Origin of the sequence: Carnobacterium sp., from assembly GCF_045617425.1 — a bacterium.
In the GTDB taxonomy this organism is placed as follows: domain Bacteria; phylum Bacillota; class Bacilli; order Lactobacillales; family Carnobacteriaceae; genus Carnobacterium_B.
The window spans coordinates 218,429-233,180 of record NZ_JAZLIO010000006.1 but is presented as its reverse complement, the minus strand read 5'-3'; the positions used below and the strand labels follow the sequence as shown (position 1 = coordinate 233,180).

Here is a 14,752-nt window from a genome sequence, read left to right as displayed (position 1 = left end):
AAAATGATGCTTGAAGCTCATATTGATTGCTAGCGAATAATTATTCACTAATTTTGTTACTGTTGACTTAGCACTGCTAAGTCACCCTCACATTTGGTTCGTCTTACTTTGTTTAGTTTTCAAAGGTCTAAAGCGTGTTGTCGCGTTTCTGACAACTTCTAAATTATAGCAGTTGTTTTTCAACTTGTCAACAAGTTTTTTAATAAATATTTTTTTAAATTGAATATTTATCCATTTGCCAGCTCAGTGTTTTCATGAGGACTTAAATAGATTAACATATTATTTTACGTTTTGTCAACATTATTTTTACAATAATGTTTCCATCTATTCCGTCTATCACTTATCTCTCTTAGCGACATCAATTACTATAACAAGTTTTTTGATACTGGTCAATAAAAAGATTTCGTTTTTTTTACTTTTTTTTAAAAAGCGTATAATTTACCACTTTTTTGCATTTAGATTTGTATTACATATGAGCGAAACGAATAAAAAGACTGTTTTAAAAACAGCCCTTTATACTATCGTTCGTTTTTCTAAAATCACTTTAGGTCATACTGATATAAATTAAAGTCATTTATTTGTTCTCCAGCATTGAAATTTTCTTTACAATCAATCAGTTTAAAGCTTTCATTACGGTACATTCGGTTTAAAAATTCATTTTCAGCAATACAATCTAGTCTGAGCGCTCTTTTTTCTTTTTTTTCAGCATAGTCTTTAGCAGCATTAATCATCAAATGCGGAATTCCCATTCCAGCTTTGTCTCTCTTTATATTCAAACGATGAAGGTAATAAAACTCATCTCCTTGATCCGTTCCCCATAAATCTGCATCCCACTCGCTTTGTTGATCCCACAATATGAACATCCCAACTAATTTATTATCTAAAGTTCCGTAGAACACTTCTCCTCTATCGATGGCCCTTGTTGTATCATGATTATCTTTGCCTTCTAATATACCATTCCATTGTAACGAACCTTTAGCTTTTAACCATAGAGCTGTTTCTTTAAGTAATGCATCAATCATTTCAATGTGTTCTGTTTTTGCTTGGTGTAATATAAAATTCCCACTCATTTTATTCCCCTTTCTTCTATATAGAATAGAGAGTAGATTTTAACTATCATTTGTTATTAAATACACTACTACAAAAATTGCAGACTAACAATGCCTTTTCATAATGCTATTTCTAAAAAAAAAGCCTAAACACCTTTTTTTCTATCACTACGATAAGAAAAAGAGATGTAAAGACTTTTGAAGTGTGTTTCATTTCGGTACATCTATATTACAGACGTGCGTTTAATTCTTTACCTAATTCTTCAAATCCTGGTTTTCCTAGCAAAGCAAACATATTTTTCTTGTATGCTTCTACACCTGGTTGATCAAATGGATTTACACCATTTAAGTATCCAGATAGACCGATGGCAATTTCAAAGAAGTACATCATGTAGCCTAATGTATATGCATCTTGTTGAGGAATCGTTAAAATCATGTTAGGCACATCTCCATCAGTATGAGCTAAAAGAGTTCCTTGGAAGGCTTTGGTATTTACGAAATCAATCCCTTTTCCTTCTAAGTAACCTAACCCGTCTAAATCTTCTTCAGTAGATGGGATAGCAATATCGAATTTTGGTTTGTCTACTTTAATAACTGTTTCAAAGATATTGCGTTGTCCTTCTTGAATGTATTGTCCCATTGAATGTAAATCAGTAGAAAAGTTTACGCTTGAAGGATAGATTCCTTTTTGGTCTTTACCTTCTGATTCTCCAGCCAACTGTTTCCACCACTCTGAGAAGTATTGCAATGATGGTTCATAGTTAACTAAAATTTCAGTATCTTTTCCTTTACGATAGAAGACATTACGCAATACAGCGTATTGATATGCTTCATTTTCTTCGATTTTATCACTAGAAAATTCCGCTGATGCATCTGCAGCACCTTTCATCAATTGATCAATGTCTGCTCCACTAGCTGCAATTGGCAATAAACCTACTGCTGTTAATACAGAGAAACGTCCTCCAACATCATCAGGAATGATAAATGATTCATAGCCTTGTGCATTTGCTTCCTGTTTTAAAGCACCGCGTTCTTTGTCTGTGGTAGCGTAAATACGAGATTTAGCCTCTTCAGAGCCATATTTCTTTTCTAATAATTCTTTGAATACTCTAAAAGCAATAGCTGGTTCAGTAGTTGTACCTGATTTAGAGATAATATTTACTGAGAAATCACGGTCTCCAATCACTTGGATCAAATCATGTAAATAACTTGAACTAATGCTGTTTCCAGCAAAGAGAACTTGTGGTGCTTTACGAGTTTCTTTATCAAGTAAATTAACGAAAGAATGGTTTAAGAAATCAATCGCAGCTTTTGAGCCTAAGTAAGATCCTCCAATTCCGATAACAACCAGAATTTCTGAATCGTCTTGGATTTTTTTAGCTGCCGTTTTGATACGAGCAAATTCTTCTTTATCATAATTTTTTGGCAAATCGATCCAACCTAGGTAATCGCTACCTGCTCCAGTTCCTTTACGTAACATTTCATCAGCAGTTGTAACCTGTTGTTGTAAGTTCGTAATTTCATGTGGTTGTACAAATTTTTCAATATTTGAATAATCAAATTTAATATGACCCACGTAAACCCCTCCAATTAATTGTTTTAAAGAATAAAAAACACTATTCTCATACCTATTAACTTTAGTTGTTTTAATCAAAAAAAGCAAGAAAAAACAGCATTTCTCGAATGAGAAGTGCCGTTAAAGATAAACTTATTTAAATTGTGGGACTCCTGAGATTTCCCATTTTTCTAAAGTTTTTGTGAGTTCATCAGAATGCAACCAGATTAGTGAGTTATCACCGCTTTCAGTTAGAAGTCTGTAATCGGCTTCTTCATCATAAAGTTCAAAAACAAATAAAGGGATACGGTTATCATTAACTACTGCATTTGTCAGTTCATATAAATTCAAATCAGTTGCTTTAATGGGTAAAATAGTTTTTAGCGCCTCTAATATAGTAGCTAATCCTGTTTTAACATCACTGATTTCTGTGGTAGGGAATGAATGCATTTCAGCTTCTACTTTCACTAAAAAAACATACTTTCCTTCTGGTCCTTTTGCCATTATAGTTCCAGCTACCCATCTTTTCTCTGTCATTAGTTTACACCTCTACCTATAGTTTTAAGCTCATTTGTTTGGTTTACAATAGGTCAATAATCTCTTTACTACATTACCCGTCTTTTTTCATCTTCTTTAGCTTCTTCAATCCATTTTGGCATCGACTCTTTTATTGTAGCAAAACCTAGCTTACCGACCTTTTCATGATGTTGCCTTCTTTTCTTAGGATGATATTGAAATGTTGTATTTTCCTCTAACGTTCTTAGAGATAAACTGATTTTTCTTGTGTATTCATCAATATCTAATACCATCACTTCAATTTCATTTCCCACTGTTAAAACTTCATTTAAGTCTTTAACAAAACCATGTTTGCATTCTGAGATATGGATAAGCCCTTGTGTTTCTTCATCAAGTGAAACAAACGCTCCATAAGGTTGAATTCCAGTAATTTTGCCTTTAATGACCATGCCAATTTTATACTTCATCCTATCACCTCGCTTATCCATTTCTAGATTACTTTTTGTTCTATGTTTTATTTTATCATAAATAAACAGACAGCGTGTTTAGAATACGTTTTCATATTTTTAAATTTTAGACTTAATTTATGTTACAAGCTTTAAAAGAGGCAACATAGAAAAAAATATCTCTCTTCGGTTTTTACTAGTATACTTAATCCTATAATAGAAACTAACTTTTGATAGGAGGAATAGTTCTATGACTTGGAACTTTGATGAACAAATTGATCGCAGTGATCAAAGTAGTATTAAATGGGGATATTCAAAAAAAATATTTGGGGACGATACTGTTTTGCCCATGTGGGTAGCGGATATGGACTTTGCTAATTCGCCTTTGATTTTAGATGCTTTGAAAAAAGTAGTGGATCAACGTATTTTAGGCTATGCGTTTCCTCCCGATTCTCTCTACCAAGCTATCACAGACTGGCAAAAAAACCGTCATAACTTACAGTTGTCACCCAAGGATATTTTATTCTCTCCTGGAGTGGTTCCAAGTATTGCATTGGTGATCCAAACTTTTACAAACGAACGGGAGACTGTGATGATTCAAGACCCTGTTTATACCCCGTTTGAAAATATGATTACATTGAATAACCGAAAAGTCATTCGAAATTCGTTGTTTATTGAGGATGGTTTGTTTAAGATGGATTTCATTGATATAGAACAACAATTTATAAAAAGAAATGTAAAATTATTTGTTTTAAGCAACCCACATAACCCTGGAGGCCGTGTGTGGACCAAACAAGAGTTGGCTCAATTAGCGGGACTATGTCAAAAATACCACGTTATCTTATGCAGTGATGAAATACATGGTGATCTTATTTATCAACCACATGAGTTTATTTCAGTTGCAGCCATCAATGAGCAATACAAAGACTTTGTCATTACTCTAACGGCGGCTACGAAAACATTTAACTTAGCTGGGATAAAAAATTCAATGATTTTTGTTCAAAACGAAGATTTGCGTAATGCATTGATTGTAGCTCAATCCAAAACCGAACAAAATAGCATCAATACATTTGGTTACGCAGCAACCGAAGCCGCTTTTGCAACAAGTGAACCCTGGCTAGAAGAGTTAATGACATATTTAAAAAACAACTTAGAAACAATTTGTACGTTTTTTGATACTGAACTTCCTGAAGTTTTTTATATGAGACCTCAAGGAACATACTTACTGTGGTTTGACTGTTCTACTTTAAATATTCCTGATAAACAATTGACCAATCATTTTGCAAAAGTTGGAAAAATCGGTTTAAATGCTGGTTCGGATTATGGACCTTCGGGAACAAACTACATGCGACTAAACTTTGCTGCGCCTCATGAAACTGTTGTTGAAGGTTTGAAGCGTATAAAATATGCATTTGAACACCCAAAAGGTTAAGTAAAAAAATAAACGATCAGCAGACATGACGTCTGTTGATCGTTTATTTTTTTAGTTTAATTCAATGCTTTCAATAACAATATCGTTTACTGGCTTGTCTTGAGCTCCACGTTTTACATTTTGGATTGAATCCACAACGTCCATTCCTTCAATAACATGACCAAAAACAGTGTGACGATTATCTAACCAAGGTGTTCCACCATTTTCTTTGTATGCTTCAACAATCTCTACAGGATAACCAGCCGCTTCAAGTTGGCCAATCATATTTGCTGGAGTTTGAGAAGCTGATACGATGAAGAATTGGCTTCCGTTTGTATGCGGACCTGCATTAGCCATTGAAAGCGCACCTTTAAGGTTAAATGCTTTATCTGAAAATTCATCTTCAAAAGAACTTCCCCAGACACTTTCTCCTCCCATACCTGTTCCAGTTGGGTCTCCCCCTTGAATCATAAAGTCAGGGATAACACGGTGGAAAATAATTCCATTGTAGTAACCACTTTCTGCTAATTTAACAAAATTTTCTACTGCTTTAGGGGCAATTTCAGGGAATAATTTAATTTTAAGATCACCCATCGTTGTTTTAATGGTAGCAACTTGTTCATTACTTGCTACTTCATTTGATAATTGTGGAAATTCAGACATTTTATCGTCCTCCTAATTTTTATATTTACTTCTCTATCATACCGAAATCTTTCTTGTATTGCCATTTTTTTTAGCTATCAAACAAAAAATAGCTTACTTCTGTTTCTTTTTTCTATCATTAACACTTTTTTGTCAAAGAAAAACTTGTTTCATGTTATGATATGAAATAGAATATTGAATTTTTTAAAGGATGGTACACTATGCTTATTTTAACGAATTTTCCGCTTGTTGCGGCTTTTACAGCTATTACATTTGCACAAATCATTAAAATTCCAGTAGCTTTTCTATTACAAAGAAAAACCACTTGGGCATTAGCTACTTCTACTGGCGGAATGCCTAGTTCACATTCAGCAGCGGTATCTGCCCTTATTACAGCTCTAGCTTTACAGTATGGTGTAGCTTCACCTTTTGTAGCTATTGCAAGTACCTTTGGAGTCATTGTTATGTTTGATTCTATGGGTGTGCGTCGACAAAGTGGCGAACAAGGAATCTTGTTAAATCAATTAGTGGTTGATTTTCATATGTTGAGTAAAAAAGTGGTTAAACTTTCTCACGATTCGGCAGCCCTCGTTGATGAACAAACTGAACGTCACTTAAAAGAATATTTAGGCCATAAGCCGATTGAAGTTTTCTTTGGGATTCTTACCGGTATTTTAGTCGCTTTTGCTACACAAGCTGTATTGACTTACTTTTCTATTTTATAATCTTTCTTCACCTTTTTATGGGTCCTTTTAGCTGCCTTGAAAGATATACGCAGTTAAAGGATCCTTTTTATTTCTAACTATATATGTCTTGTTTACTATACTTTAAGAAAATTTGAATAAAAAATTCGCACCTTTGGAGGAATTTAGTTTTGAATACTACTAAAGAAGTCTTTGATATTACGATTATTGGTGGTGGACCCGTTGGCATGTTTGCAGCTTTTTACGGCGGGATGCGCAATGCAAAAGTTAAAATAATTGAGAGTTTGCCTCAGTTAGGTGGACAGTTGAGTATGCTGTATCCGGAAAAAAACATCTATGATATCGCTGCACTGCCTGTAGTGACGGGACAAAAATTGATTGATAATCTTTCTGAGCAAATCTCTCGTTTTGACCCGACGATTTGTTTAGAAGAAGAAGTGATTGATGTCATTAAAAATGAAGATGGACTATTCAAATTAACAACTCCCAAAACTGTCCACTATTCAAAAGCGATTATTATCACTGCTGGTAACGGAGCTTTTCAACCTCGTAGATTGGAACTGGATCAAGCCGAAGAGTTCGAAGGCAGTACCCTTCATTATTATGTGAATAATATTGAGCAATTTAAAGATCGAACGGTAGCGATTTGTGGTGGTGGCGATTCTGCGGTCGATTGGGCACTGGCTCTTGAACCAATTGCAAAAAAAGTGTATCTCATCCATAGAAGAAATAAGTTTAGAGCACTGGAACATAGCGTTTCCTTGCTCGAACAATCAACTGTTGAGATGATCACTCCTTATATTCCTGTGGCAATTAAAGGCAATCATCCACAGATTAAATCTGTTCAATTAAAAGAAGTCAGAGGAGAAAGTGAAAAAGAACTTGAAATCGATGATTTTTTGATCAATTACGGTTTTACCTCTTCCATTGGACCAATGAAAAAATGGGGATTTGACGTGAAACGTAATGAGATTCCCGTGAATACTAAGATGGAAACTACAGTTCCTGGTATTTATGCAGCAGGTGATATCTGTACTTATGACGGAAAAATTAAATTAATTGCGACCGGATTTGGAGAAGCTCCTACTGCCATTAACAATGCCATGAGTTACATCAATCCAGACGAACGAGTACAACCCATGCATAGCACAAGTCTATTTTAGGTAATGCCATAAAAAGCTGTTACATTCTAACCTACTTGAGTCATAGTTTGCTTAATATTAGAGTAACCTTCAGAAAGTAGATGTGGGGTCTGTTATTTGAAAAATTTGTAAAAAGGTTATTGCAAGTCATTTGTTCTGCTTTCTAGTATAATTAATCTATACTTAAAACGGAGGGATACGAATGGTAAAAGATACAAATGAGTTACACAAAAAAGCTTTAGAATTACTGGACCAACGTGGCGTTAAATTAAAAGATATTGCCGAATTGGTTATGTTTTTACAACAGTCTTATATCAACGATTTATCTTATGAAGTCTGTTTAGAACACGTAGAAGCCGTTCTCAAAAAAAGAGAAGTCCAAAATACGGTCTTAACTGGGATTCAATTAGATATTTTAGCAGAGAAAAAACAATTGATGAACCCTTTATTGGATATCATTGTGGATGATGAAGGACTATATGGTATTGACGAAATCATGGCGCTTTCTATTGTAAATGTCTATGGTTCAATTGGTTTTACCAACTATGGCTATATTGATAAAATTAAACCCGGTATTCTAAAAAAATTAAACAGTCATAATGACAACGAAGTTCATACATTCTTAGATGATATCGTTGGGGCTATTGCAGCCGCCGCTGCTAGTCGGCTAGCACATGCTCAACCCAATAAAAGTGATATTACACAATAATCATGAACTAGAAATAAGACCCCCCTACTCAACTTTGAGTAGGGGGGTCTTATTTTTAATGAAATGCTTTTCGTTTAGTGTAAAAATACCCAAAAATAATTTGTAGTTCAATTAATACGAAAGCTAAAATAAAGCAATGCATAAAAAAGGTTTCTGGCAATGCTAAAATAATCGGATCGGTAGAAGGATTGAACAGCCAAGCATCGTTATTAAAAAAAACTTTATGGAAAGCTACAAATAACTGATCAAAACTGACAGCTATCATAAAGAGCACGACAAACGGAACGGCTGTTGCAACTTGAAACGGGCGAACCAATTTCCAAAACAATTGATTTTTCTTCATGTAGCGAAGATAAAAGAATGATCCCCCCGCTGTAATCATTGCAATGACATAGTCCCACATAAACAAGCGTTTGACTTCATAAAAATGAAACAACCCACTTTCTGAACTTGGAAAATTCGGAAAGTTCAATTCAGTTACCCAAGGTAAGTTCAAATAATTTAATAATACTCGATAGTTTTCCATCAATGTTTCCTTTGTCAATCCAACGGTTTGAGATATTTTTAAGTAATCAATATCAAAAGCATATAGTGGCGTCAAATTAATCGTTACTACGATAGAAAATGATACAATAAATAAAAATAGACTTATCATTCCTACTACATGAAGGACTTTTTCTTTCACTAAAACACCCACTCATCCAATGAATTTAGTAAATAAGTGGGTTGTTCTTCCACAAGTTCTAAATCTGTTAGAGAGGTAAAACCCGTCAATACTAGTAAAGTGTCAACATCATTGTGAATACCGGCTAAAATATCGGTTTCGTAGTTGTCGCCTACCATGATAACTTCTTTTTTTGTTAGACCAATTGTTTTGATGGCCTCTTCCATAATGATTGCTTCCGGTTTCCCGATAAAAGTAGGCTGAACTCTTGTTGAGGCTATCAGCAAGGCTACTAATGAACCAGCACCAGGTACCATTCCTTTATCACTCGGTAAATTGGTATCTTTATTTGTCGCGATAAAGCGAGCACCTTTATGAATCGCTAAGGTTGCAACTTCAAAATCATGATACGTAACTTGTCGATCGATTCCCACAACCACGTAGTCCGGATTTTCTTCATCTTCAATAAAGCCCGCATTTTTCAATGCACTTCTGAGTCCTGTTTCTCCTATTATATAGACTCTATTTCCTCCACCAAGTGAAGTTAAGTAATCTGCAGTTGCTAGCGAACTAGTGTATACCTCTTCTGCAGACGTTTGAACGCCAAAGTTTTGAATTAAATTATCGGCTACTTCTTTTTGTGTTTTAGAAGAATTATTAGTAACAAATAAATAAGGAATGTTTCTTTCTTGTAGTCTTTTAATAAATCGTGCAGCCGCTGGAATTGGCTCTTTTCCTCGATACATGGTGCCATCTAAATCAATCAAATATCCTTTATACTTCATTTACCTTACCCAACCTTTATCTTATTCATTTATTTTGGAACAACTTTACGCCGGATACTGTATTGGCGTTTCCCTTTAGCATCCTTTACTGTTTCAACAGTTTCTTTTGAACTATGTTTTTCAACGGATTTTTCAACTGGAGAAATTTCCTTTTTGACAAAATCTTTTTTAGCTTTTGCTCTGTCGGAAGATTTTTTAGGAGTTACTGTCGTGCTTGGTTTTAAATCTGAATTTTTTGGTTGAACTTGTTTAATCCCTTTTTCATTTGTTAGACTTTTACTTTTTTGTGTTCTGCGCCTTTTAGGTTTGCTCGTTTTAATACGTTCTTTTTTGTCGTCTACACGTTGCAAGACAAAATAAGGACAGCCAAAATTACAGTACTCGTACAAATAATCCTGAAGATTAGCAATGCGCTGGTCCTGAGGAACTTTCCGATTACGGTTGTCATAAAAACCTTTCAACCGCATTTGTTCAAAGCCCCAGTCCGCTACAACATAATCGTATTTATTTAAAATCTCGCTGTAGCGCTCACCTAATCGCTCTGCATCAAAAGCATCTCGATAATTTTGTACAATTTCGAATTTTTTGCCTTCTATCATAATAGTAGTAGCATCAATTCTTTGAACGATTGGTTCCTCAACTGGTTTACTTAATTCTTGTACTTCTTTATCAACTGTCTGTTCACCTGAGTCTTCAGTGCTGTGATTTTCTTCTATTGCAGTTGTAGCTGGTTGTGATTCTTTCACTCGTTTTTTTGGTCTTGGTTTAATCGGCCTTTTTTTGGTTGGAACGGCTTTTTTAGGTGACCTTGTCTCCTGAGCTCGTTCTGTAGTTGTTTCGTTTTCACTTGTCATTGCGTTCACCTACTTTCATAATCCATTCATCTTACTCATTTATCTGTTGGGTAATGCTTTTTTAAATATTGACCTACAACATTGCGTATAAAATAAGGAAACAGCACTTCGTTCTCCCCTTTGATTTCAATCGTAGGAAAAAAAGGGATAAACATGAAATGATCTACTGTAGCAAATGTATACTGTTTGGTTCGCTCTATCGGTTTACCTAGCCAAGATACTTCTCCAGTTATTTTATCATATGCTACTCCATTGTAACAGATTTCGCCAAAAATTTTTCCTCTAAATCCAATACCTTTAATCGGGAAATTTCGCAAGAATAAGCGATTTTTTTCCATTTCGTAAATCATACGAATGAGATTTTCTCCATCTAGAGTGCACCTTAGAATACGCATAGGATGAGGTAATATTTTGTGCAAGTCATCTTTCGTGACCGTTCCTTCATTCAATGACTGCATAAACAGTCCTGCATTTAAAATAGCTGCCTCTGTGTGAGCATACTCTTTAAGAGCTTCCAATCCAACTTCAACAAGTTCAGATTTACCATGCCAATTAATTGAAAAAGTAGCCGGGATAGTTGCTATTACTTGTTCATTTAACAACTGATGCCCCTTATGTTCATAACCTTCGATCATCTTATCTTCATTTGCGGGGGGGATTATTGTAGCTGTTTCCTTAACAGTGGCTTTAGCCTCAATGATTTTATTTCTTTCGATCCCTAATTCAATATGGCCAACGTATTGACCATATTTACCGGCTGCTGCAAGCAATGTATTTCTAATAATTTTCCCTTGTGGCAATAAGTGATGTGTGTGAGAACCGATAATAACAGAAATCATTGGATATAATTCAGCTATGCGTTGATCTTCACCAATTCCCAGATGAGACAGCAAAATAATGGAATCCACTAAAGGAGTAATCAATTCTAGAATGTCTCCTATCACTTCGTCTGGATTTTTCACATCCCATCCAATCGGTTTGTAGCTTGTTGGAAAAGGTGCAGTTAAACCGAACAAACCAATCTTATGACCAGATTTGGTTTGAATGACTTGGAAAACTTTTGCCCATTCTGGCGGATACCCTGTTTTTGCATCGAATAAGTTTGAGATTACAATAGGAAAATTAGCTTCATCGTATAAGTGACTCAATTGTTTTTTTGAGCTTCCGATGCCTTCATTGTTTCCAATTGTAACTGCATCATATCCAATTTCATTCAGCAAAAGGATATTTGCTGCTCCATCTGTTGCTTCCGTCAAAGGATGGACTCGATCACAGGCGTCTCCAATATCAAATGAAAATACTGTTTCATTTTCTTGTTCCAATCGTTTAGACTCTTCTCTTAAATAAGCAGAAATTCTTGGCCAATTTTCAAAGTGAGAATGAATATCGTTTGTATGATAAATGTGGACACGTTCCATTTTCTTCATCCTTTATTTCAGAAATTTATACTGCTCTTATTATACCAATCTTCAAAAAAAATATCTTGTCTATTTATATAGATTATATATAGAAGAAAAACTGGTTAATTTAAATAGAGACACATTTATTCAAGTCATTTTTTTATTTGATATTAAAAAGCGAAATAATTTGCAAACACCAATCTTTAATGATAAAATTTTCAATGCTGCAACATTTTAAAAACTAGCAAATAATAGATTGGCCATCTTCCTATCAGGTAGATGCTATTAGTAAACTAAAGTCATCTATCTTTACTTTTACAAAATTCTTCTTCATACTTATGAAGAATTCTTTCATTTTCAATGCGATTTATATAACCCAATATGAAGTCGTACTGTTGAATTCATTCGAATAAAAATAGTTGCTTTACAAAAAATAGAATACTCTATCTAACTGTAAGCATTAGAAAATTCTTATTTGTTCTAAGCTTTTTTTTAGTGTTCAAAAACCAATTTTATTATTCCCCTAAGGAGTATGCAGGAGGTTTATACTCCTTACATACTTCTTAATTTAATTACTTAACAATAGAAAACAAGGAGTGTGTTTAAATGATTGAATTTAAAAATATCGAAAAATATTACGGTGATTTCCATGCATTGAAAAATATTAACCTTACCTTTAATCAAGGTGAAGTGGTAGTGGTTATCGGTCCTTCTGGTTCTGGTAAAAGTACCATGTTGCGTTGCATCAACGGTTTAGAAGATATTACTGAAGGAGAATTATTGATTAAAGGTACCAATCTTCATGCTAAAGGTACGAATATCAATGAAATTCGTAAAAACGTTGGAATGGTTTTCCAGCATTTCAACCTTTATCCACATAAAACTGTTTTGGAAAATATTATGTTAGCGCCTATGAAGGTCTTAAAACAATCTAAAGAAGAGGCACAAAAAAATGCTGAGAAATTTTTAGAAAAAGTAAACATGTTGGACAAAAAAGATGCTTACCCTTCTAATTTATCTGGTGGTCAGCAACAACGTGTGGCTATTGCACGAGGATTAGCTATGGGACCAGGAGTTTTATTGTTTGACGAACCAACCAGTGCATTAGACCCGGAAACAATTGAAGATGTATTAGACGTTATGAAAAAGTTAGCTAAAGAAGGTATGACAATGATTGTTGTGACTCATGAAATGGGATTTGCACGTGAAGTCGCTGACCGAGTTATTTTTATGGCTGATGGAGAGGTCCTTGAAGACCGTGAAACAGTTTCGTTCTTTGAAAATCCTAAAGATGAACGTGCTAAACAATTTTTAAGCAAAATTATTAATCATTAATTTTATAGGAGGACTTTTCAGATGAAAAAATTAAATAAGCAAGCTCTTTTTCTTCTTTTACTCCTACCTGTCTTTTTTCTTGCTGCTTGTGGTTCTAAAAGTGCAGCAAATGTAGATATAACAGAACGGATAGAAGAAAATCCTACCATTACATGGGGCGTAAAAGTGGATACCAACCTTTTTGGTCTTTATGATATTCAATCAAGCGAGATCAGAGGATTTGATATCGACATAGCCAAAGCCATTACCGAAGAATTGACTGGAGATGCAGATAACGCAGAATTCGTTGAAGTAACATCTAAAACACGTATTCCTTTATTAAAAAATGGAAATATTGATGCTATTATTGCGACAATGACCATTACTGAAGAGCGAAAAGAGCAAGTCAACTTTACAGATATTTACTTTGATGCTGGCCAAGCTTTATTGGTTCCAAACGACAGTTCGATTCAAAGTTTAGACGATCTAACTGCTGATACAACCGTTTTGGCTGTTAAAGGCTCTACTTCTGCACAAAATATTCGTGAGTTATCTCCTGAGGCAAATGTACTAGAACTAGAAAATTATTCTGAAGCCTTTACTGCTTTGCAATCTGGCCAAGGAGATGCCGTTACAACTGATAATGCTATTTTATTAGGTATTATCGCCGATAACCCTGGCTATCGATTAGCTGGTGGAAACTTTACTCAAGAGCCTTATGGAGTTGCAATTAACAAAGGCCAAGATGCCTTTTTGAAAGAGGTCAACAAAGCCTTAGAAACAATTAAAGAAAATGGCATATACGAATCCATTTATGCTAGATGGATTCCTGAATTAGATTAGTCATTTTAAAACTTCAAAAAAAGCAGTACCTGTACTGCTAAGAAATAAAAAAGCGAGGTGCACCTATGCTAACGATCTTAACAACCTACCATGACGTTTTAATTGATGGGTTTCTAAATACATTGTACTCCAGTATTATTGCCTTATTTTTCAGTTTGATCATCGGTACATTAATGGCAATCTTTCAGTTATCTAAAAATAAATGGCTAAAAGGATTGGCAAATGCTTATGTAGAGTTCTTTAAGAATATTCCCCTTTTGATTATTGTGATGTTCTTTTATGTAGTAGTACCTTTATATTGGTTCTCTATCGATGGCTTTACAGCTGGTACAATTGGATTAACTATTTACACTTCTGCTTTTATTGCAGAAACTGTCCGTGCTGGAATTATGGGCGTACCTAAAGGTCAAACAGAAGCTGGACTTTCAACTGGTTTGACTCAAAATGAAACGATGCGGTACATTATTTTACCACAAGCTTTCAAAATTGTGATTCCGCCTCTTGGCAATCAATTCATTAATTTAGTGAAAAACTCATCTGTTCTTGCGATGGTTACTGGTCTTGATTTAATGTATCAAGGCGATTTAATTGCTAGTGAGACCTTTAATACGTTCGATACGTATATCTTAATCGGCTTAATCTATCTCATCATTACCTTACCCTTAACATACTTGATGAGTTACATTGAGCGTCGCTTAAATGTAACATCTTAAAAGGA

Annotated in this window: 16 protein-coding genes; 7 read left to right on the top strand and 9 right to left on the bottom strand. The window is 34.6% G+C overall.

The genetic code is table 11. The annotated features are described in order from the left end of the window. Positions 1–539: 539 nt before the first annotated feature. The 4 genes from ACKI3H_RS03310 to yugI all read right to left on the bottom strand — a co-directional run bounded on the left by ACKI3H_RS03310 (position 540) and on the right by yugI (position 3,587). Positions 540–1,070, bottom strand: a complete 531-nt coding sequence (locus ACKI3H_RS03310) for a GNAT family N-acetyltransferase (protein ID WP_407370857.1) — start codon at positions 1,068–1,070, stop codon at positions 540–542. Positions 1,071–1,278: 208 nt separating this feature from the next. Next, positions 1,279–2,625, bottom strand: coding sequence for a glucose-6-phosphate isomerase (locus ACKI3H_RS03305; protein WP_407370856.1), 1,347 nt, complete (start codon positions 2,623–2,625; stop codon positions 1,279–1,281). A gap of 132 nt (positions 2,626–2,757) precedes the next feature. Next, positions 2,758–3,141, bottom strand: a complete 384-nt coding sequence (locus tag ACKI3H_RS03300; protein ID WP_407370855.1) for a hypothetical protein — start codon at positions 3,139–3,141, stop codon at positions 2,758–2,760. Positions 3,142–3,209: 68 nt separating this feature from the next. Further along, positions 3,210–3,587 (bottom strand): S1 domain-containing post-transcriptional regulator GSP13, encoded by a 378-nt coding sequence (yugI, locus tag ACKI3H_RS03295; RefSeq protein ID WP_407370854.1) that lies wholly within the window; start codon positions 3,585–3,587, stop codon positions 3,210–3,212. A 229-nt stretch (positions 3,588–3,816) separates the two neighbouring features. Here yugI and ACKI3H_RS03290 point away from each other — a divergent pair, with 229 nt between their 5' ends. Continuing rightward, positions 3,817–4,998, top strand: coding sequence for a MalY/PatB family protein (locus ACKI3H_RS03290; protein ID WP_407370853.1), 1,182 nt, complete (start codon positions 3,817–3,819; stop codon positions 4,996–4,998). A gap of 51 nt (positions 4,999–5,049) precedes the next feature. Here the strand turns inward: ACKI3H_RS03290 and ACKI3H_RS03285 are convergent, their stop codons facing one another. Then, positions 5,050–5,640: a peptidylprolyl isomerase gene (locus ACKI3H_RS03285; protein WP_407370852.1), complete on the bottom strand. Its 591-nt coding sequence runs from the start codon at positions 5,638–5,640 to the stop codon at positions 5,050–5,052. Positions 5,641–5,840: 200 nt separating this feature from the next. On the opposite strand from ACKI3H_RS03285, the gene ACKI3H_RS03280 reads away from it, so the two are divergent. From ACKI3H_RS03280 to ACKI3H_RS03270, 3 genes are all read left to right on the top strand, one after another. Further along, on the top strand, positions 5,841–6,344 hold the full coding sequence (locus ACKI3H_RS03280; RefSeq protein WP_407370851.1) for a divergent PAP2 family protein: 504 nt from the start codon (positions 5,841–5,843) through the stop codon (positions 6,342–6,344). Between the two features lie 149 nt (positions 6,345–6,493). Further along, positions 6,494–7,486, top strand: coding sequence for an NAD(P)/FAD-dependent oxidoreductase (locus tag ACKI3H_RS03275; RefSeq protein WP_407370850.1), 993 nt, complete (start codon positions 6,494–6,496; stop codon positions 7,484–7,486). Between the two features lie 181 nt (positions 7,487–7,667). Beyond that, the gene (locus tag ACKI3H_RS03270; RefSeq protein ID WP_407370849.1) at positions 7,668–8,174 is read left to right on the top strand and encodes a phosphatidylglycerophosphatase A; all 507 of its coding nucleotides are present in this window, start codon (positions 7,668–7,670) and stop codon (positions 8,172–8,174) included. Positions 8,175–8,229: 55 nt separating this feature from the next. On the opposite strand, the gene ACKI3H_RS03265 is transcribed toward ACKI3H_RS03270, so the two are convergent. From ACKI3H_RS03265 to ACKI3H_RS03250, 4 genes are read right to left on the bottom strand one after another with little or no spacing between them, the layout of a single operon-like run. Next, positions 8,230–8,829: a TIGR01906 family membrane protein gene (locus ACKI3H_RS03265; RefSeq protein ID WP_407370864.1), complete on the bottom strand. Its 600-nt coding sequence runs from the start codon at positions 8,827–8,829 to the stop codon at positions 8,230–8,232. A gap of 29 nt (positions 8,830–8,858) precedes the next feature. Continuing rightward, a complete protein-coding gene (locus ACKI3H_RS03260) occupies positions 8,859–9,623 on the bottom strand; it encodes a TIGR01457 family HAD-type hydrolase (RefSeq protein WP_407370848.1) in 765 nt (254 codons plus the stop codon). 29 nt (positions 9,624–9,652) lie between these two features. After that, on the bottom strand, positions 9,653–10,477 hold the full coding sequence (locus ACKI3H_RS03255) for a YutD family protein (protein WP_407370847.1): 825 nt from the start codon (positions 10,475–10,477) through the stop codon (positions 9,653–9,655). 35 nt (positions 10,478–10,512) lie between these two features. Next, entirely contained in the window at positions 10,513–11,895 is a 1,383-nt protein-coding gene (locus tag ACKI3H_RS03250; protein ID WP_407370846.1) for a bifunctional metallophosphatase/5'-nucleotidase, read from the bottom strand. Positions 11,896–12,483: 588 nt separating this feature from the next. Between ACKI3H_RS03250 and ACKI3H_RS03245 the strand changes: the two genes are divergently transcribed. From ACKI3H_RS03245 to ACKI3H_RS03235, 3 genes are all read left to right on the top strand, one after another. After that, positions 12,484–13,212 carry an amino acid ABC transporter ATP-binding protein gene (locus ACKI3H_RS03245; RefSeq protein WP_407370845.1) on the top strand — a complete coding sequence of 243 codons (729 nt, stop codon included), beginning with the start codon at positions 12,484–12,486 and terminating at the stop codon, positions 13,210–13,212. Between the two features lie 21 nt (positions 13,213–13,233). Further along, positions 13,234–14,034 carry a transporter substrate-binding domain-containing protein gene (locus tag ACKI3H_RS03240; protein WP_407370844.1) on the top strand — a complete coding sequence of 267 codons (801 nt, stop codon included), beginning with the start codon at positions 13,234–13,236 and terminating at the stop codon, positions 14,032–14,034. A 65-nt stretch (positions 14,035–14,099) separates the two neighbouring features. Then, the gene (locus ACKI3H_RS03235) at positions 14,100–14,747 is read left to right on the top strand and encodes an amino acid ABC transporter permease (protein ID WP_407370843.1); all 648 of its coding nucleotides are present in this window, start codon (positions 14,100–14,102) and stop codon (positions 14,745–14,747) included. The last annotated feature ends 5 nt before the right edge of the window (positions 14,748–14,752 follow it).

Excerpts from the sequence above, each read along its gene's own strand:
- ACKI3H_RS03245 (WP_407370845.1), top strand. The coding sequence starts at position 12,484 with ATGATTGAATTTAAAAATATCGAAAAATATTACGGTGATTTCCATGCA.
- ACKI3H_RS03235 (WP_407370843.1), top strand. The coding sequence starts at position 14,100 with ATGCTAACGATCTTAACAACCTACCATGACGTTTTAATTGATGGGTTT.
- yugI (WP_407370854.1), bottom strand. The coding sequence starts at position 3,587 with ATGAAGTATAAAATTGGCATGGTCATTAAAGGCAAAATTACTGGAATT.
- ACKI3H_RS03270 (WP_407370849.1), top strand. The coding sequence starts at position 7,668 with ATGGTAAAAGATACAAATGAGTTACACAAAAAAGCTTTAGAATTACTG.
- ACKI3H_RS03285 (WP_407370852.1), bottom strand. The coding sequence starts at position 5,640 with ATGTCTGAATTTCCACAATTATCAAATGAAGTAGCAAGTAATGAACAA.
- ACKI3H_RS03300 (WP_407370855.1), bottom strand. The coding sequence starts at position 3,141 with ATGACAGAGAAAAGATGGGTAGCTGGAACTATAATGGCAAAAGGACCA.
- ACKI3H_RS03310 (WP_407370857.1), bottom strand. The coding sequence starts at position 1,070 with ATGAGTGGGAATTTTATATTACACCAAGCAAAAACAGAACACATTGAA.
- ACKI3H_RS03265 (WP_407370864.1), bottom strand. The coding sequence starts at position 8,829 with ATGATAAGTCTATTTTTATTTATTGTATCATTTTCTATCGTAGTAACG.
- ACKI3H_RS03290 (WP_407370853.1), top strand. The coding sequence starts at position 3,817 with ATGACTTGGAACTTTGATGAACAAATTGATCGCAGTGATCAAAGTAGT.
- ACKI3H_RS03250 (WP_407370846.1), bottom strand. The coding sequence starts at position 11,895 with ATGGAACGTGTCCACATTTATCATACAAACGATATTCATTCTCACTTT.
- ACKI3H_RS03280 (WP_407370851.1), top strand. The coding sequence starts at position 5,841 with ATGCTTATTTTAACGAATTTTCCGCTTGTTGCGGCTTTTACAGCTATT.
- ACKI3H_RS03260 (WP_407370848.1), bottom strand. The coding sequence starts at position 9,623 with ATGAAGTATAAAGGATATTTGATTGATTTAGATGGCACCATGTATCGA.
- ACKI3H_RS03255 (WP_407370847.1), bottom strand. The coding sequence starts at position 10,477 with ATGACAAGTGAAAACGAAACAACTACAGAACGAGCTCAGGAGACAAGG.
- ACKI3H_RS03240 (WP_407370844.1), top strand. The coding sequence starts at position 13,234 with ATGAAAAAATTAAATAAGCAAGCTCTTTTTCTTCTTTTACTCCTACCT.